This window comes from Paraburkholderia acidipaludis NBRC 101816 (assembly GCF_000684975.1).
In the GTDB taxonomy this organism is placed as follows: Bacteria; Pseudomonadota; Gammaproteobacteria; order Burkholderiales; family Burkholderiaceae; genus Paraburkholderia; species Paraburkholderia acidipaludis.
Map to the genome: position 1 here is coordinate 50,892 of NZ_BAXZ01000010.1, position 19,058 is coordinate 69,949.

The window sequence follows — 19,058 nt, forward strand, 5'->3', positions numbered from 1 at the left end:
GCCCCTAGGGGCGGCCATTTACGTTCATGCGCCGCGCTTACGGCAGCACGCTGCGCAACAACGTCTGGGCCGACAGATACGCGGGCTCCGCGATGAGCCGGTCCCAGCGCAGCGCCTTGCCGCGCGGACGCAGCCGCCGGATGCGCCTCGCCGACTCGAGGCGCATGGCGCGCGCCGGCTCCACGACGCGCAGCGAATCCAGCACCTTCTCCGCCTCGTCGGGCTGGTTGCAGATCAGCACCATGTCGCAGCCCGCTTCGAGCGCGGCGCGCGCGCCCTCAGTCAGCGTGCCGCCCTGGCGCGCGGCCTCCATCGAAAGATCGTCGCTGAAGATCGCGCCCGTGAAGCGCAGCTTGCCGCGCAGGATCTCCTGCACCCAGATGCGCGAGAACCCGGCCGGCTTCGAATCGACTTTCGGATAGATCACGTGCCCCGGCATCGCGGCCGCGAGCGAAAGGCCGAGCCAGTCGTAGGGCATCGCGTCCTCGCCGAGGATTGCCTCGAGCGGCCGGTCGTCGACCGGCACCGCCACGTGCGAGTCGGCCTGGGCCCAGCCGTGACCCGGGAAATGCTTGCCGCAGTTCGCCATGCCCGCCAGCGCGAGACCGTGGTTCAGGCTCTTCGCGAGCAGCGTGACGACACGCGGATCGCGATGGAACGCGCGGTCGCCCACCACCTGCGACTGGCCATAACCGAGATCGAGCACGGGCGTAAACGAGAGGTCGATACCGCACGCGAGCAACTCGCTCGCGAGGATGTAGCCCACGGCCGTCGCGAGCTTCGTCGCAAGCAGCACGTCCTTGTCCCACAGTTCGCCAAGACGCCCCATGGCGGGCAGCACCGTGAAGCCGTCGGTGCGAAAGCGCTGCACGCGGCCGCCTTCGTGATCGACGGCGATCAGCAGGTCGTCGCGCACGGCGTGAATCGCGTCCGTCAGCGCGACGAGCTGCGCGCGGTTCTCGTAGTGGCGCGCGAACAGGATCACGCCGCCGGTCATGGGGTGAGCTAAGCGGCGCACGTCGTCGTCGGTCAGCGTCTTGCCGACCACGTCGAGCATCACCGGTCCGGGGAGTTTCTTCATTGAGTCTTCTTGCGTAGAAGCTGCGCGACGGCGGCCGCGCAGCGGGGAATTCGGCGGACCTGTCAGTCCGCGGATTTGCTGATTTCTGCGATGACGAACGACACCGCGTAATCGTGTTCGTCGCTGATCGTCACTCGCATCGTGATGCCGCGCTCGTCGAGCCACTGCGCGAGCGGCCCGGAGGCGACGATCATCGGCTTGCCACCGGGCTCGTTGAGGGTCTGCACCGAGCGCCAGGTCATGGGCATGTGCATGCCGAGGCCGATCGCCTTCGAAGCCGCTTCCTTGGCCGAAAATCGCGTGGCCAGATAGGCGAGCCCGCGCACGGCCGAACGTGCCTTGCGCGCCTCGTAGACGGCCAGCTCTTGCGGGCCGAGCACGCGCGCGGCAAAGCGCCCCTCGGTGCGCTCCATGACCGCCGCGACGCGGCTGACCTGAATGATGTCGGTACCGATGCCGTAGATCGCCATGAGCTCCTCGTCGAAGTGCGGCGGCACGCCGTGGCGTCGCCGGTGTGGCCTGACCGTCGCGCCGGATTACGCGCGCGCGCCGAGGCGCGCCGCGACCATGATCGCCTTCATCTCGCGAACGGCGTTCTCCCAACCGACGAAGACGGCGTGCGCCACGATCGCGTGACCGATGTTCAGCTCGTCGATGCCGTCGATGGCGGCAATCTGCTGCACGTTCGTGTAATGCAGGCCGTGGCCCGCATTGACCTTGAGGCCAAGACCGATGCCGCAGTTCACGCCCACCACCACGCGCTCGTACTCGCGCTCCTGCTCGCCGGCGTCGTGGGCCTCGGCATAACGCCCGGTATGCAGCTCGATCACGGGCGCGCCGGTCTCGTGCGCCGCGCGAATCTGCGTCTCGTCCGGGTCGATGAAGAGCGACACACGGATGCCCGCGTCCGCGAGCTGCCGGCACGCGCCGCTCACGGCGTCGAAGTGCCCGGCGACGTCGAGGCCGCCCTCGGTCGTCAGCTCCTGGCGCTTTTCGGGCACGAGGCAGACGTCTTGCGGCTTGATGTCGCACGCGATGTCGAGCATCTCGGCCGTCACGGCGCATTCGAGGTTCATGCGCGTTTTCAGCAGCGGGCGCAGCGCGCGCACGTCGGCGTCGACGATATGGCGGCGGTCTTCGCGCAGATGCAGCGTGATGACGTCGGCGCCCGCCTCTTCGGCGAGCAGCGCCGCGCGGATCGGATCGGGATAGGCGGTGCCGCGCACGTTGCGCAGCGTCGCGACGTGGTCGATGTTCACACCGAGATCGATCACGTTGGGAGAGGTGAGAAAGAAGCTCATAGATTCTGCAGGTCGATCAGGATCTGGCGCGTCGCGAGCGGCGTGCCGCCAAGGTAAGTATTCAGCAGGAAACGCATCAGCGCCTTGCTCTGCGCGACGGTCTGAGGACGATGGTAATCGTCCTGCTCCATGTCGAGCAACGTCTGCCCCGCCAGCACCGGCCACTGCGCGGGCCACTCGTCCGACGCCTCGCGCACGCCGCGCTCGGGGTCGAACACGTAGCGGCCTTCCGCCATCACGGTCTTCCGGTTCACCGTGCGGTTCAGCGCCAGCGCATAGCCGGTCTCGCGCAGCAGCACGCGCTCGAACGAGCGCAGCACCTGCACGGGCGGCTCGTCGTGCGCGAGGCGCGTGAGCGTCACGACATAATGGCGAAACAGGCTGGGATGCGGGTCCTCGCGCGCGCAGAACTTCACGAGCAGCTCGTTCACATAGAAGCCGCACAGCAGCGCGTCGCCGGTGAGCGGCAGCATGCCGCCCACCCATTCGGCGCCCGTGAGCGTGCGGACTTCGCCTTTGCCGGTCCACGAGAGCGTGAGCGGCTGGAACGTCTGCAGCACGCCGCGCAGCGCCGAATGCGGACGCTTCGCGCCCTTCGCGACGAGCGCGATGCGGCCGTGGTCGCGCGAGAGGACGTCGATGATGAGGCTGGTTTCGCGGTACGGATAGCTATGCAGCACGAAGGCCGGCTGCTCGGCAACGCGAAAGTCCGACGACGTGCCGCGCGGCGCACGCGGCGCCGATACGCGGCGTGCGGGCTCGCCTTCGCCATCGTCGACGCGGGCCGCCGGCCGCGCTTTGGCAGCGCGCTTGCGGCGCGGTGCGGCCGACTCAGGTGCGGCCGGTTCGGGCTCGGCCGGCACCGCTGCCGGGCCGTGCGCGTCGTCGCGCGAAGCGTCGAGCGCCTCCTGGTCGTCGTGAACGCTTACGGCTTCGCCGTCATTCATACCCATAGGCGCGCAGCCCGGCTTCGTTGTCGGCCCAGCCGCTCTTCACCTTCACGAAGGTTTCGAGATAGACGGGACCGTCGAACAGTTTCTCCATGTCGAGCCGCGCCTCGGTGCTGATCTGCTTGAGCTTCGCGCCCTTCTGGCCGATCACCATCGCCTTCTGGGTGTCGCGCTCGACGAGGATCGTCGCGAAGATGCGGCGCAGCCGGCCTTCCTGTTCGAACTTGTCGATCAGCACCGTGCTCGTGTACGGCAGCTCGTCGCCGGTCCAGCGGAACACCTTCTCGCGCAGGATCTCGGCCGCGAGAAAACGCTCGCTGCGGTCGGTGAGATCGTCCTCGCCGTAGATCGGCTCGCCTTCGGGCAGATACGGCTTGAGCGTTTCGAGCAGGTGCTTGATATCGTCCGAATTCTTCGCCGAAAGCGGCACGATCTCGCGGAATTCGCGCAGCTTCTGCACTTCCTGGATGAACGGATAAAGCGTGGCCTTGTCGCTCACGCGGTCGATCTTGTTCGCGATCAAGATCGTGGGCGCCTTGGGCGGAATTAGATCGAGCACCTTCTGGTCGTCGGGACCGAACTTGCCCGCCTCGATCACGAACAGCACCGCGTCGACCGAGCTCAGCGTCGACGTCACCGCGCGGTTCAGCGAGCGATTGAGCGCCGTGCTGTGGCGCGTCTGGAAGCCGGGGGTGTCGACGAAGATGTATTGCGCGTCGTCGATCGTGTTGATGCCCGTGATGCGATGGCGCGTGGTCTGCGCCTTGCGCGACGTGATGCTGATCTTCTGGCCGACGAGGGCATTCATCAGCGTCGACTTGCCGACGTTCGGCCGGCCGACGATCGCGACCATGCCGCAACGAAAACCGGCAGGAGTGGAAGTGGGAGCGTTCATGATCGGACCGGACAAAAAAGCGTTGAGTACAGCGACCGCGCGCGCGGCGCGCACGGGTTGGGATCAGTGGCCGGCATCGGCCGCGCGCACGGGCAGCGCGACAGCATGATCCGGCTCGGCGGCCGCCGCAGCCGGGTGGCCGGGATGGCCAGGCAGGGGCGCTTCGGCGGCATCGCGGCCGCGTGCCGCCGGGCGCGATTCAGCGGCGGCCTGCGGACCGACTTCGGCACGCTCGGGGGTACGCGGGCCGCCCTTCTCCTTCTCGCCCGGACGTTCCTGCACGTGGGCCGCGCGAATGACCGCAACCGGCGCCGCCTGCGGCGGCGGAACCCGGTCGATTGCCTCGGCCGGGGCCGGCTGGCGCTCGCTACGCTGGGCGCGCTCGCGGCGCTCCGGCGTGCGCAGATCGAGCGCGCCCTGTACGCCCGTCACGCCCGGCACCACCTCGGGTTCCGTTCTGGCAGCGCGCGCGCCCTTCGAACGACGCGGCTTGGCGGCCAGCGCCGGCGCCGCCGCCATGACCTCGTCCAGCGCCTTCTTGGCCGCGGCCTGTTCGGCAGCGCGACGGCTCGCGCCCGAACCGGACACCTTCACGTCCAGCTTCGGCACCGTGCACTCGACCTCGAACTGCTGATTGTGCGCCGCACCATGCGTGGCGATGACCGTGTAGGTGGGCAATGCGATCTTGTGACCCTGCAGATATTCCTGCAGCAGCGTCTTCGAGTCCTTGCCCAGCGTGCGCGGGTCGATGTGATCGAGGATCGGCACGTAAAGGCGCTTGATGACGGTCTGCGCGGCGTCGAAGCCGCCATCGAGAAAGATCGCCCCGAAGATGGCTTCCAGCGCATCCGCAAGGATCGACGGACGGCGAAACCCGCCGCTGCGCAACTCGCCTTCGCCAAGCCGCAGGCCGTCCGCAATATTGAGGGCCTGAGCAATTTCGTAGAGCGACTGCTGCTTGACGAGATTCGCGCGCACGCGCGAGAGGTCGCCTTCGTCCAGCTTGCTAAAACGTTGGAACAATAGGGCCGCCACCGCGCAATTCAGAACCGAATCACCGAGGAATTCGAGGCGTTCGTTATGCGTGGCACTGTGACTACGGTGGGTCAAAGCCTGGCGCAACAATTCCGCATTGCGAAATTCGTAGCGCAACCGGCTTTCCAGCGGAGATAGGGGCATGGACAGAGTATAACGCGCCCGCCCGTCCCGGCGAAAACCCGGAGCGGCAGGCGAAAAAGCGTGGATGTTGCGAGGTTAGCGCGGTTTCTTCAAGTGGCGCGCGAAGACCTTGCGCGCATCGACAACGGGGTTGTCACTCGAACGAACCGATGCGCTTCAGGCTGCTGAAGTTCATCCAGATGAAGAACGCGCGGCCGACGATGTTCGCGTCGGGCACGAAGCCCCAATAGCGGCTGTCGGCGCTGTTGTCGCGGTTATCGCCCATCATGAAGTAATGGCCCGGCGGCACCTTGCAGATCACGCCGCGCGCGTTGTACTGGCAATTGTCGCGATACGGGTAGTCTTCCGCGCCGATGATGAACGGCGGCACCGCGGGGTTGTTCAGGATGTTGTTCTTGCGGCTGCCGAGGTCTTCGGTGAACTGCTTCGCGTAGCCAATGCGCTCTTCGTCGAAGTAATCGGGCTGCGGCGTCTCGGGCACGGGCTTGCCGTTGATCGTGAGCTGCTTGTCCTGATACGCGACCACGTCGCCCGGCAGGCCGATCACGCGCTTGATGTAGTCGACCGATTCGTCCATCGGATAGCGGAACACGACCACATCGCCGCGCTGAAGCGGACGGCCCTGGGTGATCTTCGTGTTCGTGATCGGCAGGCGGAGGCCGTAGTCGTACTTGTTCACGAGGATGAAATCGCCCACGAGCAGCGTGGGCACCATCGAGCCCGACGGGATCTTGAACGGCTCCACGACGAACGAGCGCACGAGGAACACGACCAGGATCACGGGAAAGAAGCTTGCCGTGTACTCGAGCCACCACGGCTGGCGCAGCTTCTCGTTGCGCAGGCTCTGACGCGTGACGGCCGCGTTTTCGTCGGCGAAGCGCTCGCCGACGCGCGCCTGCTGGCGATCGAACTCCGCCACTGCGGCATCGGCGGCGAGGCGCCGGCGCGGCACGAAAACCAGTTTGTCTGCCACCCACGCAATGCCCGTCAAGATCACGAGCACAAAAAGGATCAGCGCAAAATTCATGTAGTTATCCGTTATTCAACGTTATGCGACGCAGCGCGACTCGATGCGGCGGCAGTCTTATTTGTCCTCGACGCGCAGGATCGCAAGGAAGGCCTCCTGCGGAATTTCCACGGAGCCCACCTGCTTCATCCGCTTCTTGCCTTCCTTCTGCTTTTCGAGCAGCTTCTTCTTGCGCGTGATGTCGCCGCCGTAACACTTGGCCAGCACGTTCTTGCGCAGCGCCTTGATGTTCTCGCGCGCAATGATGTGTGCGCCGATGGCGGCCTGGATCGCCACGTCGTACATCTGGCGCGGAATGATCTCGCGCATCTTCGCCGCCACCTCGCGGCCGCGGTACTGCGACTGCGAGCGGTGGACGATGATGGACAGCGCATCGACCTTGTCGCCGTTGATCAGCATGTCGACCTTCACGACGTCCGAGGTGCGGTACTCCTTGAACTCGTAGTCCATGGAGGCATAGCCGCGCGACACCGACTTCAGGCGGTCGAAGAAGTCGAGCACGATTTCCGCCATCGGGATTTCGTAAGTCAGCTGCACCTGGCGGCCGTGGTACTGCATGTTGGTCTGGTTACCACGCTTCTGTGTACAGAGCGTGATGACCGAGCCCACGTACTCCTGCGGCATGTACAGGTTCACGGTCACGATCGGCTCGCGGACTTCGGCGATCTTCGAGGGCTCCGGCATCTTCGCCGGGTTCTCGACCTTGATCGTGCTGCCGTCCTGCTGCACGACTTCGTACACCACGGTGGGCGCCGTGGTGATGAGGTCCATGTCGAACTCGCGTTCCAGACGCTCCTGCACGATCTCCATGTGCAAGAGGCCGAGGAAGCCGCAGCGGAACCCGAAGCCCAGCGCCTGCGAGACTTCCGGCTCGTACTGCAGCGAAGCGTCGTTGAGCTTCAACTTTTCGAGCGATTCGCGCAGCGCGTCGTACTGGTTCGCCTCGACCGGATAGAGACCCGCGAACACCTGCGGCTTCACTTCCTTGAAGCCCGGCAGCGGCTCCTCGGCCGGCTTCGTCGCGTGCGTGACGGTATCGCCCACCTTGGTCGCGGCGAGTTCCTTGATGCCGGCGATGATGAAGCCCACCTGCCCCGCCGAGAGCTCGTCCAGATTGCGCGACTTCGGCGAGAACACGCCGACGTGCTCGACCGGGTACTGCGCGCCGGTGGCCATCAGCTTGATCTTGTCTTTCGGACGCAGCGTGCCGTTGACGATGCGCACGAGCATCACGACGCCCACGTAGTTGTCGAACCACGAGTCGATGATGAGCGCCTGCAGCGGCGCCTCGGGGTCGCCCTCGGGCGGCGGCACCCTGGCGATCAGCGCTTCGAGAACATCCTCCACGCCGAGGCCGGTCTTCGCGCTGCAGCGCGTGGCGTCGGTCGCGTCGATGCCGATCACGTCCTCGATTTCCTCGATCGCGTTTTCGGGGTTTGCCGCGGGCAGGTCGATCTTGTTGAGCACCGGCACGACTTCCACGCCGAGCTCGATTGCCGTGTAGCAGTTCGCGACCGTCTGCGCCTCCACACCCTGGCTCGCGTCGACGACGAGCAGCGCGCCCTCGCACGCGGAGAGCGAACGGCTCACCTCGTAGGAGAAGTCGACGTGGCCCGGCGTGTCGATGAGGTTCAGGTTGTAGACCTCGCCGTTCCTCGCCTTGTACGTGAGCGCAGCGGTCTGCGCCTTGATGGTAATGCCGCGCTCGCGCTCGAGATCCATCGAGTCGAGCACCTGAGCTTCCATCTCGCGGTCGGACAGGCCGCCGCAAAGCTGGATGATGCGATCGGCGAGCGTCGACTTGCCATGGTCGATGTGCGCAATGATCGAGAAGTTACGAATATGATCCATTCAGTGCCGATCAAGCGAAAAAGGCGCGCCCCAACGATTGCGTGGCACGCCTCGTAAACAGATGAAAAACCGGACTATTTTAGCCGAAAAGGGGTGCCGACGGCAGGTTTCGGAGTATCAGGCACGCATCCCGAGCGCCTCGCGCAGGCGCGTTTCGTCGAGGCGGTAGTGGCACAGCTCCACGCCGTCACACATGAGAACCGGCACGAGTTCGTCGTAGCGCGCCTGTAGCGCGGGGTCGGAATCGACGTCGATCACTTCCACCCGCGCCCCGGCTACCGCGGCCAGCGGCTCGATCGCCGCGCGCATTTCCTCGCAAAGATGACACCACGCGCGGCCGTACAGCACGAGCTGCGGCACGACCGCGCGCTGCAAGGTCACTTCTGCCCCGCGCTGCGCGGACGCAGCGGCACGAACTGCGTGTTGTCGCCGCGCCGCACGAGCACCGCCACCATCTTTTGCGGATCGAGATGGGCAGTGACTTCCTCGAACTGCTTCGCGCCCGTGATGTCGGTATCGCCCACCCGCAGAATGATGTCGCCCTTCTGCAGGCCGGCACGGGCCGCCGGGCCGTCGACCGAATCCACCTGCACGCCGCCCTTGATCTTCAGTTGCGCGAGCTGGTCGGACGGAATGTCGACCACCGCGAGGCCCAGTGCGTTCGAGGCCCGCGGCTTCGGCTGCGGCGCCGACTTCTGGTCGGCCTTCGCCGACTTGTCGCTCTGCATTTCGGCAATCGTGATCGGCAGGTCGCGCGTCTGGCCCTTGCGCCAGATCGTGACGGTTGCCTTGGTGCCGGGCTTCGTGTCGCCGACCATGCGCGGCAGGTCGGTGGCCGTATCCACGGACTGGCCGTTGAACTTCAGAATGATGTCGCCCGGCTGGATGCCGGCCTTGTCGGCCGGGCCGCCCGACTCGACGCTCGACACCAGCGCGCCCTGCGCCTTCGGCAGACCGAGCGAGTCGGCCACGTCCTTCGTCACTTCGCCGATCGCCACCGCAATGCGGCCGCGCGTGACCTTGCCCGTCTTCTCGAGCTGGTCGGCCACGCGCATGGCCTCGTCGATCGGGATCGCGAACGAAATGCCCATGAAGCCGCCGGTGCGGCTATAGATCTGCGAGTTGATGCCGATGACCTCGCCCTGCATGTTGATGAGCGGGCCGCCCGAGTTGCCGGGGTTCACGGCCACGTCGGTCTGGATGAACGGCAGATAGTCGCCCGTGTCGCGGCCCTTGGCGCTGACGATGCCCGCCGTCACGGTGTTCTCGAGCCCGAACGGCGAACCGATCGCGACAACCCACTCGCCGACGCGCAGCTTGTTCGAATCGCCGATGGTCACCGCCGGCAGGCTGCTTGCCTGGATCTTCACGACGGCGACATCGGTGCGGTCGTCCACGCCGACGAGCTTTGCCTTGAACTCGCGCTTGTCCGTGAGCGTGACGTAAATGGTGTCCGCGTCGTCCACGACGTGCGCGTTCGTCATCACGTAGCCGTCGCTCGAAAGGATGAAGCCCGAGCCGACGCCGCTGCTCTGTTCGCTATCGCTGCCGCTATCGGGCGGCGTCGAATCCTGATCGCCGCCCTGACCTCCCTGGCTGCCTTGCCCGCCCTGGCCACCTTGCCCACCATGAGGCGATTGCCCCTGCGGACTCTGCGGCAGCGGAATACCGAAGAAGCGGCGGAAAAACTCCGACATGTCGCCGTTGTCCATGCCAGGCGGCAAGCCGGGCTGCGCGGAACTCACGCGCGTGGTCGTGCGAATGTTGACGACGGAAGGCCCGACCTTGTCGACGAGATCGGTGAAGTCGGGCAGATTGGCCGCGGGCGCCGCCGACGCCACCTGCGGCGCGAACGGCAAGCAAGCCGCAACCACCGCGGCCGCGAAGAATTTGCGCAGCGGGAGAATCGTCATATCGTAGTCAGCCGAAGGATTTACCTGGGAGCCTTGTATTCTATGGCAGACGCGAACTGCTGCAACGTGGTCTGGGGCACCTCGCCGAGCACGGTAATCCAGTAATCGCCGCGGCGCTTCACGAGCACATGGGTGGCGCCGTTGCTGCCCGCGCCTTCCTTGCGGCTGTTGTTCTCGGCGGGCTCGACGAAAACGGAGATCGCGGCGAGGCCGTCGGAGAAAACGGCCTGATCCACGGGAATGGGCGGATCGTTCGCGTCGCGCGCGGCCATCGGCCGACGCAGTTCGCGGATCTTGTGGAAGCCGGGCACGGGCGTGCCGAAGCTCCAGCCCTGCGCCTCCATGTCCACCGGCTCCAGCGGCGGATGCACCACGGTCCAGCCGGTGGTGTTGCGTATGCCGCTGAGGATGGCGGTCTTGTCCGCCGGCACGCCGATCTGGACCTGGGTGAACGACAGTTGCTCGAGCACTTGCCCGTTCGACGGATCGAGCGTCTGCGCGCGCAGCAGCAGTCCGGTTTTCGCGTCCGCCCACAGCTTGTAGGCAAAACGATAGCCGTCCTTGGGATCGAGCTCGACGACCTGGCTGTCGATGCCCGCGACGCGATCGCCGCCGAGCGCCTTCGGCGTGTAGACGGTCACGACCTGATCGCCGCCCGAGCTGAGGAGCGCCGGGAAGGCGTCCTTGTTCTGGCGCTTCTCGATCACACAGAGCTTGCGCTCGGGCACGAAGGTGTAGACGTCGTCGTTATGACGCAGCAGTTTGCGCGGCTTGCCGTCGAGGCTTTCGATCTGCTCGTACTCGCCGTCGTTCTTCGTGGCGTAGTGTTCGATACGCGACGACTGCACGAAAGCCCCGCGCTGATAGACGAAGGTGCCCTCGTAATTCTGCTGCTGGGCGGCCTGCTGGAGGCGGTCCAGCCATTGAGCCGCGGCCTGGGGCGTGGCGAGATCGGCAGCCGGCGCGCTTTGCGCGTCGGCCCGGTTGGCCACAGACAGAGCGGTCAGCATTACGGCCACACAGCATAGCAATGCCGGCAGCCGCCCCCAGATTGTCGTTTTATTGAACCGCAATGTCTGCATCAAGCTTACTGGCCTTGCGTGGTGAGGGCAGCCCGGACAAACGGCATCGAATCCGCCATCGCCGGTTGCTGCGCGAACTGCTGGTGAGCTTCCAGATACTCATCCAGACGCGCGTCGCGAATGATGTTGCCGTCCTGCACGGCGGCCGCCTGCACGGGCGCCGCATTCATCGCCACGCGCTGCATGCCCTGCGACGAGCCGACCGAAGCGATCTGCGCGCCACCGCTCGCCAGGCCCGCACCGCGCATCTGCGGCACGACGATCCAGGTGAGGGTAGCGGCGGCCGCGGCAACCGCCAGCGTAGGCACGACGCGGTGACGCAGCGCGAGAATGCGGCCAACGCGGCTCGCGCCTTCGCGCGCGGCCGGCAGCGCGGCGGGCGCGAGCACATGCGGCTCGGCCTCGAAACGCGCGGCAAACCCCGTCATGAACGACCGGCTCGCCGCCGCGTCGAGCGCGAGGTCGTCCGAGCGCAGCACGTCGCCGATCAGGTGATAGTCCGACCAGGCGGCACGGCCTTCGCGATCGAGTTCAGAAAAGATACCGCTCAGATGCTCTTCGACGGTGAGTTCCCCGTCGACCAAGGCGGACAGACGCTCGCCGTGCGAGCTTGACACCGACTGCATCGAGACCGATCCCATGATGCTCCCCATTCCCTTACAGACCCTTTATGACACTAACCCGGTGAATCGCACCCGTGCCCCGCAGGCCGCCGGCTTACCAGCGCTTGCCTTCCGGTGTGTCCAGCAGCGGACGCAATTTTGCCGCAATGGCTTCGCGAGCGCGGAAAATTCTTGATCTGACGGTACCGATCGGGCACCCCATCATCTCAGCAATTTCCTCGTAGCTCAAACCTTCTATTTCCCGCAGAGTAATGGCGGTGCGCAGCTCTTCCGGCAGAACCGCCATGGCAGCATTGACCGTCTGCGCGATCTGCTTGCTCATCAACATCGACTCGGGCGTGTTGATATCCCTTAGTTGATCGGCATCCGAGAAAGTTTCCGCTTCTTCTGCATCCGCTTCGGTGGAAGTCGGGGCGCGTCTTCCCTGGGTCGCAAGGTAATTCTTGGCCGTATTGACCGCAATACGGTACAACCACGTATAGAAAGCCGATTCGCCGCGAAACTGCGGCAGCGCCCGGTACGCCTTGATGAAGGCGTCCTGGGCCACGTCCTCGACCTCGGCGGGATCCCGCACGAGGCGCGAGATCAGCCGGATGATCTTGCGGTGGTATTTGGAGACCAGAAGCTCGAACGCGGCCTTGTCGCCTTTTTGCACGCGCTCGACCAGCACCTGGTCGATTTCTTTTTCGCTCACCTGAAAAATCCGTTAGCTCATGGTAGACGCGGGGGCACCATTGTAGCGCCCCCCACCACCCCTCACGTTACGCGAGTAACAGCGGTTACAGTCGTTACAGCGACTGGCGCGGCGCAAGGAATCGCTCAGCGTCCGGCCGCGCAGCGCGCACGGACAGCCAGTTCGCGAAAGGCTGCGCGCCCGACCGCGTCGGCCGCGACGAGCACCGTGGCGCGCCCCGCCTCGCCCTGCACCGACAACGCAAGCAAGGCGCTTCCCCACTGCGACGCGCCCATCAGACGTCCCTGAAAAAGACGGGCACCCGCGCGCGAATAGGTGACAAACGAATCTGGCCCGATTTCAAGGGCAGTGGGTTGCCTGCGACACCAGGCCACGACGGACAGGCCGCAAGCGGCCAGAATCGCCAGTGCGGGCGGCACGGCGCGCGCGGCGCCGAACCATGGAGACAGCGCCGTCCAGACCGCCGCCGTCGCCGCGGCGATACCCGCCGCGAGGACGCAAAACAACGTGGGGGAAAGGCGCAAGACAATTCGCGGCGCGCCTTCGTGCCGCGAAAGAAAGGCAGGATTGCGGCCGGCCGGGCTTGCCGGCGCGGCCGCGTGGACGTCCGTGCGCGTCAAGCGTGACGCTTGAAGACCAGCGTGCCGTTCGTGCCGCCGAACCCGAACGAGTTCTTCAGCGCGACGTCGATCTTCATCTCCCGCGCGGTGTTCGCGCAATAGTCCAGGTCGCATTCCGGATCCTGGTTGAAGATGTTGATCGTCGGCGGCGAGATCTGGTTGTGCACGGCGAGCGCCGTGAACACCGACTCGAGACCGCCCGCACCGCCGAGCAAATGCCCGGTCATCGACTTCGTCGAGTTCACGACGATATCCTTCGCGTGGTCGCCGAAGGCGCGCTTGATCGCGATCGTTTCCGCGAGGTCGCCGAGCGGCGTCGAAGTGCCGTGTGCGCTGAGCCAGTTCACCTCGTTGGCGTTCACGCCCGCGTTGCGCATGGCCGCCAGCATGCAGCGGCGCGCGCCGTCACCGTCTTCGAGCGGCGCGGTCATGTGATACGCATCGCCGCTCATGCCGTAGCCGGAGACTTCCGCGTAGATCTTCGCGCCGCGCTTCTTCGCGTGCTCGTACTCTTCGAGGACCATCACGCCCGCGCCCTCGCCCAGCACGAAGCCGTCGCGGTCCTTGTCCCACGGACGGCTTGCCGTGGCCGGATCGTCGTTGCGCTGCGAGAGCGCACGCGCCGCCGCGAAGCCGCCGATACCGAGCGGCGAGACGGTCGATTCCGCGCCGCCCGCGATCATCACGTCGGCATCGCCATACTCGATCAGGCGCGAAGCCTCGCCGATGCAGTGCAGGCCGGTCGTGCAGGCCGTGACCATCGAGAGATTCGGGCCCTTGAGGCCGTACTTGATCGAGAGGTGGCCCGAGATCATGTTGATGATCGAGGCGGGGACGAAGAACGGCGAAATACGGCGCGGACCGCGATTGAGCAGTTCGGTCTGCGTGATTTCGATCATCGGCAGGCCGCCGATGCCCGAGCCCACCACGACGCCCACGCGCTCGGCGTTTTCCTCGGTGATCTCGAACCCGCTGTCCTGCATCGCCTGCATGCCGGCCGCAATGCCGTAATGGATGAACGTATCCATATGGCGCGCCTCTTTTGCCGGCATGTAGTCTTCGACGTTGAAGTTCTTCACTTCGCCGGCGAAGCGGGTCGAGAAGTTCGTGGCGTCGAACTTCGTGATGTTGGCGATGCCGGACTTGCCGGCGACCAGATTGGCCCAGCCGTCGGCAACATTATTGCCAACAGGCGAAATCAGCCCCAGGCCTGTAACGACAACTCGACGGCGGCTCACGGTAACCCCTTTTCCATAGATGACAAAAACAAAAGCCACAGAGGCCACAGGAAATGCTCCTGTGAGCCCTGTGGCTAGTTGACCGGCAAAAGCCCTGCAGCGGGTGCGGGCGTGTGCGGGTTCACAGGCGAATGTCCTCTCGGGCCGCTCGCGCCGCAGCGGCGCTGGCCATTACGAGACAACTGCGGACAAAAAGCGCCGGAATGTCCTTAGGCCTTGACGTTCGCGCGAGCGTAGTCGATGGCCTGCTGGACCGTCGTGATCTTCTCGGCTTCCTCGTCGGGAATTTCCATGCCGAATTCGTCTTCGAGGGCCATCACGAGTTCAACGGTGTCGAGCGAGTCGGCGCCCAGATCGTTCACGAACGAAGCCTCGTTCTTGATTTCGGCTTCGGCGACGCCCAGTTGCTCGGCGACGATCTTCTTGACGCGCTGTTCGATGTTGTCCATTACCCCTCCAAGGGAAAAAAGTTAGCTCATGAATGCGAGTGCGCGCATTTTAGCAGGTTTGAACTGGCAGAAAAGCGGCGCTCGAGGTTCCGGATGGCCACTATCCGCGACCGCACCCATTAGGCGTATCAAGGCGCGGATAGTACCCGAATCCGGTTAAGACATATACATGCCACCGTTCACATGCAGCGTGGTGCCGGTGATGTACCCCGCCTGCGGCGACGCGAGGAACGCGACCGCATGCGCGATGTCGTCGGGGCTGCCCAGGCGGCCCAGCGGAATCTGCTGCTTGAGCGCGGCTTGCTGCTCGGCCGGCAGATCCTTCGTCATGTCCGTGTCGATGAAGCCCGGCGCGACGCAGTTCACGGTGATGCCGCGGCTGCCGATCTCGCGCGCGAGCGCGCGCGTCATGCCGGCCACGCCCGCCTTCGCCGCCGCGTAGTTGGCCTGGCCGGGGTTGCCCGACGAACCGACCACCGACGTGATGTTGATGATGCGGCCCGAACGCGCCTTCATCATCGGACGCAGCACGGCACGGGAAAGGCGGAACACCGACTTCAGATTGGTGTCGATCACGGCGTCCCACTCGTCGTCCTTCATGCGCATCGCGAGGTTGTCCTGCGTAATGCCCGCGTTGTTGACGAGGACCGCAAGGCCGCCGAATTCCTTCACCGTGGCGTTGATCAGCGCTTCGGCCGCCGCCGCGTCGTTGACGTCGAGCACGGCGCCGCGGCCCTTGAGGCCTTCCGCCTCGAAGGCCGCGCCGATGGCTTGCGCGCCCGCTTCGCTCGTGGCGGTGCCGATCACCATGGCGCCCTGGCGCGCCAGTTCGATCGCGATCGCCCGGCCGATACCGCGCGAGGCGCCCGTCACGATGGCGGTCTGGTTGTCGAGAGTCTTTTCCATCTGTCTATTTCTTGAATCCGTTGCGAGTGTGACCCGGGAAGCCGCCTGGCCGGTGATGACCTAGCCGGCGACGAGCGCGAGTGCTTCTTCGAGCGATTTCGGATCGGCCACCGACGCACCCACGAGGTTGCCGTCGATACGCTTTGTCAGGCCCGCCAGCACCTTGCCCGGACCGCATTCGATCAGATGCGTGACGCCCTGGGCGGCAATCGCCTGCACGCACTCCACCCAGCGCACCGGACCGGCCGCCTGGCGCACGAGCGCTTCGCGAATGGCTTCGGGATCGGTTGCGAACGCCACGTCGACGTTGTTCACGACGGGGATCGACGGCGCATTGAGCTTCACGTCCGCGAGATATTGACGCAGCTGGTCCGACGCCGGCTTGAGCAGCGACGAGTGGAACGGCGCGGAAACCGGCAGCGGCAGCGCGCGCTTCGCGCCCTTCGCCTTGGCGACCTCACAGGCCTTTTCCACCGCGCCCTTATGGCCCGCGATCACGACCTGCGCCGGCGCATTGAAGTTGACGGCTTCGACCACGCCGCCCGTCGCCGCAGCGGCTTCCGCGCAGGCGGCACGCACGGTGTCGTCGTCGAGGCCCAGCACGGCGGCCATGCCGCCCTCGCCCACCGGCACTGCGCTTTGCATCGCCTGCGCGCGAAAGCGCACGAGCGGCACCGCATCGCGGAAAGCCAGCACGCCGGCTGCGACAAGCGCCGTGTACTCGCCAAGGCTGTGACCCGCGACCACGGCAGGCGCCGGGCCGCCCGCCTGCTGCCATGCGCGGTACACGGCCCAGGCAGCGGTCAGCATGACAGGCTGGGTATTGGTGGTGAGATTCAGTTCGTCGGCCGGACCTGCGGCGATCAACTTGCCGAGATCCTGATTCAGCGCGTCCGAAGCTTCCTGCAGCGTTTCGCGCACGACAGCGCTATCGGCAAAAACATCGAGCATGCCGACGGCCTGCGAGCCCTGGCCCGGAAAAACAAATGCGAATTTCATAGCGTCCCCAATTCGGTCAGTTCAGATGGGCGGCGCACCGCGATCTGGCGCACATGAGGTATGCGATATGCCGCCTCAAACGCGCCTCGAACGTGCGCCCGCCGGCCGCGCGCGGTAGGGCGCGGCGTGCGTAGCCCAGTCGAAATCAATAGCGGATGACGGATGCGCCCCACGTGAAGCCGCCGCCGACCCCTTCGATGAGCACGTTCTGGCCGCGCTTGATGCGGCCGTCGCGCACCGCGACATCGAGTGCGAGCGGAATGGACGCCGCCGACGTGTTGCCGTGCTCGCCCACCGTCACCACCATGCGCTCGGCAGGCAGGCCGAGCTTGCGGCACGTGCCCTGCATGATGCGGATATTGGCCTGGTGCGGAATCAGCCAGTCGATCTGGTCGGCGTTCAACTGCGCCTTGTCGAGAGCCTCGAGCGCGACTTTCTCCAGCACGTTCACGGCAAGCTTGAACACCGCCTGGCCGTCCATATGGAGGAAGGCGTTGCCGGCAATCACGCCGCCGTTCACGTTGCCCGGCGTGCAGAGGATGTGCGCGTAGCTGCCGTCGGCATGGAGCGCGCTCGACAGCACGCCCGGTTCGGCGGATGCCTGCAGCACGATCGCGCCCGCGCCGTCGCCGAACAGCACGCAGGTGGTGCGATCGTTGAAGTCGAGAATGCGCGAGAAGGTTTCCGCGCCGACGATGAGCGCCGTGCGGTGCTGGCCGCTGCGGATCAGGCTGTCGGCGACCGAGACCGCATACGCGAAACCCGCGCACACGGCCTGCACGTCGAACGCGGCACCGTGATTGCGAATGCCGAGCTTGTTCTGCAGCAGGCAGGCCGTGCTCGGGAATACGAAATCGGGCGTGGACGTGGCAACGATGATGAGGTCGATCGACTGCGGATCGACGTCGGCTGCGGCGATGGCGCGCTGCGAGGCAGCCAGCGCGAGATCGCTCGTCGTGACGTCGGAGGCGGCGAAGTGGCGCGCATGGATGCCAGTGCGGGCGACGATCCACTCGTCGCTCGTCTCGACGCCCTTCGCGGCGAGACGCTCAGCCAGTTCCTGGTTGGTCACGCGGTCCGGCGGAAGATAGCTGCCCGTGCCGAGCACGCGGGTATATAGAGTCGATTGAGCCATTATGCCTTCGAGGAAGATGCGGTGCCGGGCGGAATCTCGCCCGCGGCCTGAGCACCGGGCTGGCTGTCGCCGGACCCGCCGGCCGCCTGTTCGAGCGAACCGGCGTTCTCGTCCATGGCGCGAGCGAGACGCTCCAGCACGCCATTTTTGACGGCATCATACCCGCGTTTGATCGCCCACTCAAACGCGTAGGCATCCGCGGAGCCGTGGCTCTTGATGACGACGCTCTTGAGTCCCAACAGCGCGGCGCCGTTGTACTTGCGGGGATCGAAGCGCTTCTTGTAGCTCAGCAGCACGGGCATCGCGACGAGCGCGGCCAGCTTCGTGAGCCACGAACGCCCGAACTCTTCCCGAAGCCCCTTCGTGAGCATGTCGGCGAGGCCCTCCGACGTCTTGAGCGCGACATTACCAACGAAACCGTCACAGACGATGACGTCGACGGTGCCCTTGTAAATGTCGTTGCCTTCGACGTTGCCGCGGAAGTTCAGCGTGCTCGCGCGCAGCAGCTCGCCCGCACGTTTGATGGTCTCGTTGCCCTTGATGATCTCTTCGCCGATATTCAGGAGGCCGATACTTGGCCGCTCCTTGTTTTCGAGCGCGGCGACGAGCGCATGCCCCATCTCGGCGAACTGCAGCAGATGCTGCGGTTCGCAGTCGACGTTCGCGCCGAGGTCGAGCACCGTCGTATAGCCGGTGGTCACGTTCGGCATCGGAAAAGCGATCGCGGGACGTTCGATGCCGGGCAGCGTCTTGAGCACGTAGCGCGAAACGGCCATCAACGCGCCGGTGTTGCCCGCGGAAACACACGCCTGCGCCTCGCCGTCCTTCACGCGATTGAGCGCGACGCGCATCGACGAATCTTTCTTCTTGCGCAGCGCGACTTCGACCGGGTCGTCCATTTCGACGACCTCGGTGGCGGGAACGACCGACAACGCAGGGTTATCCAGCGCCTTCAGCTTCTTCAACTGGGCACGGATCGCCGACTCGACGCCCACGAGCAGCAGATGCGCGTCGGGGTGCGAGCGGACGAAATTGATTGCGGCAGGCACCGTCACGGACGGTCCGTGGTCGCCTCCCATGCAATCTATCGTGAGCGTAACAGTCATGGAATGCGA

The 19,058-nt window shown here is 65.5% G+C and carries 20 protein-coding genes; all 20 read right to left on the reverse strand.

The genetic code is table 11. From position 1 onward, the window contains the following. Positions 1–37: 37 nt before the first annotated feature. The 20 genes from nagZ to plsX all read right to left on the reverse strand — a co-directional run bounded on the left by nagZ (position 38) and on the right by plsX (position 19,049). Positions 38–1,081 carry a beta-N-acetylhexosaminidase gene (nagZ, locus tag BAC01S_RS13525; RefSeq protein WP_027795246.1) on the reverse strand — a complete coding sequence of 348 codons (1,044 nt, stop codon included), beginning with the start codon at positions 1,079–1,081 and terminating at the stop codon, positions 38–40. A 62-nt stretch (positions 1,082–1,143) separates the two neighbouring features. Further along, positions 1,144–1,551 (reverse strand): holo-ACP synthase, encoded by a 408-nt coding sequence (gene acpS / locus BAC01S_RS13530; RefSeq protein ID WP_027795247.1) that lies wholly within the window; start codon positions 1,549–1,551, stop codon positions 1,144–1,146. A gap of 66 nt (positions 1,552–1,617) precedes the next feature. Further along, the gene (pdxJ, locus tag BAC01S_RS13535) at positions 1,618–2,382 is read right to left on the reverse strand and encodes a pyridoxine 5'-phosphate synthase (RefSeq protein WP_027795248.1); all 765 of its coding nucleotides are present in this window, start codon (positions 2,380–2,382) and stop codon (positions 1,618–1,620) included. Further along, positions 2,379–3,335, reverse strand: a complete 957-nt coding sequence (recO, locus tag BAC01S_RS13540; protein ID WP_027795249.1) for a DNA repair protein RecO — start codon at positions 3,333–3,335, stop codon at positions 2,379–2,381. The genes pdxJ and recO overlap by 4 nt, the downstream gene beginning before the upstream one ends. After that, positions 3,322–4,227 carry a GTPase Era gene (gene era, locus BAC01S_RS34630; protein WP_027795250.1) on the reverse strand — a complete coding sequence of 302 codons (906 nt, stop codon included), beginning with the start codon at positions 4,225–4,227 and terminating at the stop codon, positions 3,322–3,324. The genes recO and era overlap by 14 nt, the downstream gene beginning before the upstream one ends. A 63-nt stretch (positions 4,228–4,290) precedes the next feature. Beyond that, complete coding sequence (gene rnc / locus BAC01S_RS34635) at positions 4,291–5,406, reverse strand: ribonuclease III (protein ID WP_027795251.1); 1,116 nt, start codon at positions 5,404–5,406, stop codon at positions 4,291–4,293. Between the two features lie 133 nt (positions 5,407–5,539). Then, complete coding sequence (gene lepB, locus BAC01S_RS13555; protein ID WP_027795252.1) at positions 5,540–6,433, reverse strand: signal peptidase I; 894 nt, start codon at positions 6,431–6,433, stop codon at positions 5,540–5,542. Between the two features lie 57 nt (positions 6,434–6,490). Beyond that, positions 6,491–8,284 (reverse strand): translation elongation factor 4, encoded by a 1,794-nt coding sequence (lepA, locus tag BAC01S_RS13560; RefSeq protein ID WP_027795253.1) that lies wholly within the window; start codon positions 8,282–8,284, stop codon positions 6,491–6,493. A gap of 117 nt (positions 8,285–8,401) precedes the next feature. After that, positions 8,402–8,665 (reverse strand): glutaredoxin family protein, encoded by a 264-nt coding sequence (locus BAC01S_RS31270; RefSeq protein WP_027795254.1) that lies wholly within the window; start codon positions 8,663–8,665, stop codon positions 8,402–8,404. Next, on the reverse strand, positions 8,662–10,197 hold the full coding sequence (locus tag BAC01S_RS13570; protein WP_027795255.1) for a DegQ family serine endoprotease: 1,536 nt from the start codon (positions 10,195–10,197) through the stop codon (positions 8,662–8,664). The genes BAC01S_RS31270 and BAC01S_RS13570 overlap by 4 nt, the downstream gene beginning before the upstream one ends. Positions 10,198–10,217: 20 nt before the next feature. Next, the gene (locus BAC01S_RS13575) at positions 10,218–11,279 is read right to left on the reverse strand and encodes a MucB/RseB C-terminal domain-containing protein (protein WP_027795256.1); all 1,062 of its coding nucleotides are present in this window, start codon (positions 11,277–11,279) and stop codon (positions 10,218–10,220) included. A 5-nt stretch (positions 11,280–11,284) separates the two neighbouring features. Then, positions 11,285–11,920, reverse strand: a complete 636-nt coding sequence (locus BAC01S_RS13580) for a sigma-E factor negative regulatory protein (RefSeq protein ID WP_027795257.1) — start codon at positions 11,918–11,920, stop codon at positions 11,285–11,287. 76 nt (positions 11,921–11,996) lie between these two features. Beyond that, positions 11,997–12,596 carry an RNA polymerase sigma factor RpoE gene (gene rpoE, locus BAC01S_RS13585; protein ID WP_027795258.1) on the reverse strand — a complete coding sequence of 200 codons (600 nt, stop codon included), beginning with the start codon at positions 12,594–12,596 and terminating at the stop codon, positions 11,997–11,999. Positions 12,597–12,721: 125 nt separating this feature from the next. Continuing rightward, positions 12,722–13,120 carry a protein YgfX gene (locus BAC01S_RS13590; protein WP_156954412.1) on the reverse strand — a complete coding sequence of 133 codons (399 nt, stop codon included), beginning with the start codon at positions 13,118–13,120 and terminating at the stop codon, positions 12,722–12,724. Positions 13,121–13,212: 92 nt separating this feature from the next. After that, positions 13,213–14,454 (reverse strand): beta-ketoacyl-ACP synthase II, encoded by a 1,242-nt coding sequence (fabF, locus tag BAC01S_RS13595; protein WP_027795260.1) that lies wholly within the window; start codon positions 14,452–14,454, stop codon positions 13,213–13,215. Between the two features lie 209 nt (positions 14,455–14,663). Then, on the reverse strand, positions 14,664–14,903 hold the full coding sequence (gene acpP, locus BAC01S_RS13600) for an acyl carrier protein (protein ID WP_004197638.1): 240 nt from the start codon (positions 14,901–14,903) through the stop codon (positions 14,664–14,666). A gap of 156 nt (positions 14,904–15,059) precedes the next feature. Next, a complete protein-coding gene (gene fabG / locus BAC01S_RS13605; protein ID WP_027795261.1) occupies positions 15,060–15,809 on the reverse strand; it encodes a 3-oxoacyl-ACP reductase FabG in 750 nt (249 codons plus the stop codon). Between the two features lie 60 nt (positions 15,810–15,869). Continuing rightward, positions 15,870–16,808 carry an ACP S-malonyltransferase gene (fabD, locus tag BAC01S_RS13610; protein WP_027795262.1) on the reverse strand — a complete coding sequence of 313 codons (939 nt, stop codon included), beginning with the start codon at positions 16,806–16,808 and terminating at the stop codon, positions 15,870–15,872. A 145-nt stretch (positions 16,809–16,953) separates the two neighbouring features. Next, entirely contained in the window at positions 16,954–17,943 is a 990-nt protein-coding gene (locus tag BAC01S_RS13615; RefSeq protein ID WP_027795263.1) for a beta-ketoacyl-ACP synthase III, read from the reverse strand. After that, a complete protein-coding gene (gene plsX / locus BAC01S_RS13620) occupies positions 17,943–19,049 on the reverse strand; it encodes a phosphate acyltransferase PlsX (protein WP_027795264.1) in 1,107 nt (368 codons plus the stop codon). Before plsX ends, BAC01S_RS13615 begins: the two co-directional genes overlap by 1 nt. Between the last annotated feature and the right edge of the window lie 9 nt (positions 19,050–19,058).

Coding starts and splice junctions, on each gene's coding strand:
- BAC01S_RS13575 (WP_027795256.1), bottom strand. CDS start 11,279: ATGCAGACATTGCGGTTCAATAAAACGACAATCTGGGGGCGGCTGCCG.
- plsX (WP_027795264.1), bottom strand. CDS start 19,049: ATGACTGTTACGCTCACGATAGATTGCATGGGAGGCGACCACGGACCG.
- nagZ (WP_027795246.1), bottom strand. CDS start 1,081: ATGAAGAAACTCCCCGGACCGGTGATGCTCGACGTGGTCGGCAAGACG.
- era (WP_027795250.1), bottom strand. CDS start 4,227: ATGAACGCTCCCACTTCCACTCCTGCCGGTTTTCGTTGCGGCATGGTC.
- BAC01S_RS13615 (WP_027795263.1), bottom strand. CDS start 17,943: ATGGCTCAATCGACTCTATATACCCGCGTGCTCGGCACGGGCAGCTAT.
- lepB (WP_027795252.1), bottom strand. CDS start 6,433: ATGAATTTTGCGCTGATCCTTTTTGTGCTCGTGATCTTGACGGGCATT.
- fabG (WP_027795261.1), bottom strand. CDS start 15,809: ATGGAAAAGACTCTCGACAACCAGACCGCCATCGTGACGGGCGCCTCG.
- fabD (WP_027795262.1), bottom strand. CDS start 16,808: ATGAAATTCGCATTTGTTTTTCCGGGCCAGGGCTCGCAGGCCGTCGGC.
- acpP (WP_004197638.1), bottom strand. CDS start 14,903: ATGGACAACATCGAACAGCGCGTCAAGAAGATCGTCGCCGAGCAACTG.
- pdxJ (WP_027795248.1), bottom strand. CDS start 2,382: ATGAGCTTCTTTCTCACCTCTCCCAACGTGATCGATCTCGGTGTGAAC.
- rnc (WP_027795251.1), bottom strand. CDS start 5,406: ATGCCCCTATCTCCGCTGGAAAGCCGGTTGCGCTACGAATTTCGCAAT.
- BAC01S_RS13570 (WP_027795255.1), bottom strand. CDS start 10,197: ATGACGATTCTCCCGCTGCGCAAATTCTTCGCGGCCGCGGTGGTTGCG.
- recO (WP_027795249.1), bottom strand. CDS start 3,335: ATGGGTATGAATGACGGCGAAGCCGTAAGCGTTCACGACGACCAGGAG.
- acpS (WP_027795247.1), bottom strand. CDS start 1,551: ATGGCGATCTACGGCATCGGTACCGACATCATTCAGGTCAGCCGCGTC.
- BAC01S_RS13580 (WP_027795257.1), bottom strand. CDS start 11,920: ATGGGATCGGTCTCGATGCAGTCGGTGTCAAGCTCGCACGGCGAGCGT.
- lepA (WP_027795253.1), bottom strand. CDS start 8,284: ATGGATCATATTCGTAACTTCTCGATCATTGCGCACATCGACCATGGC.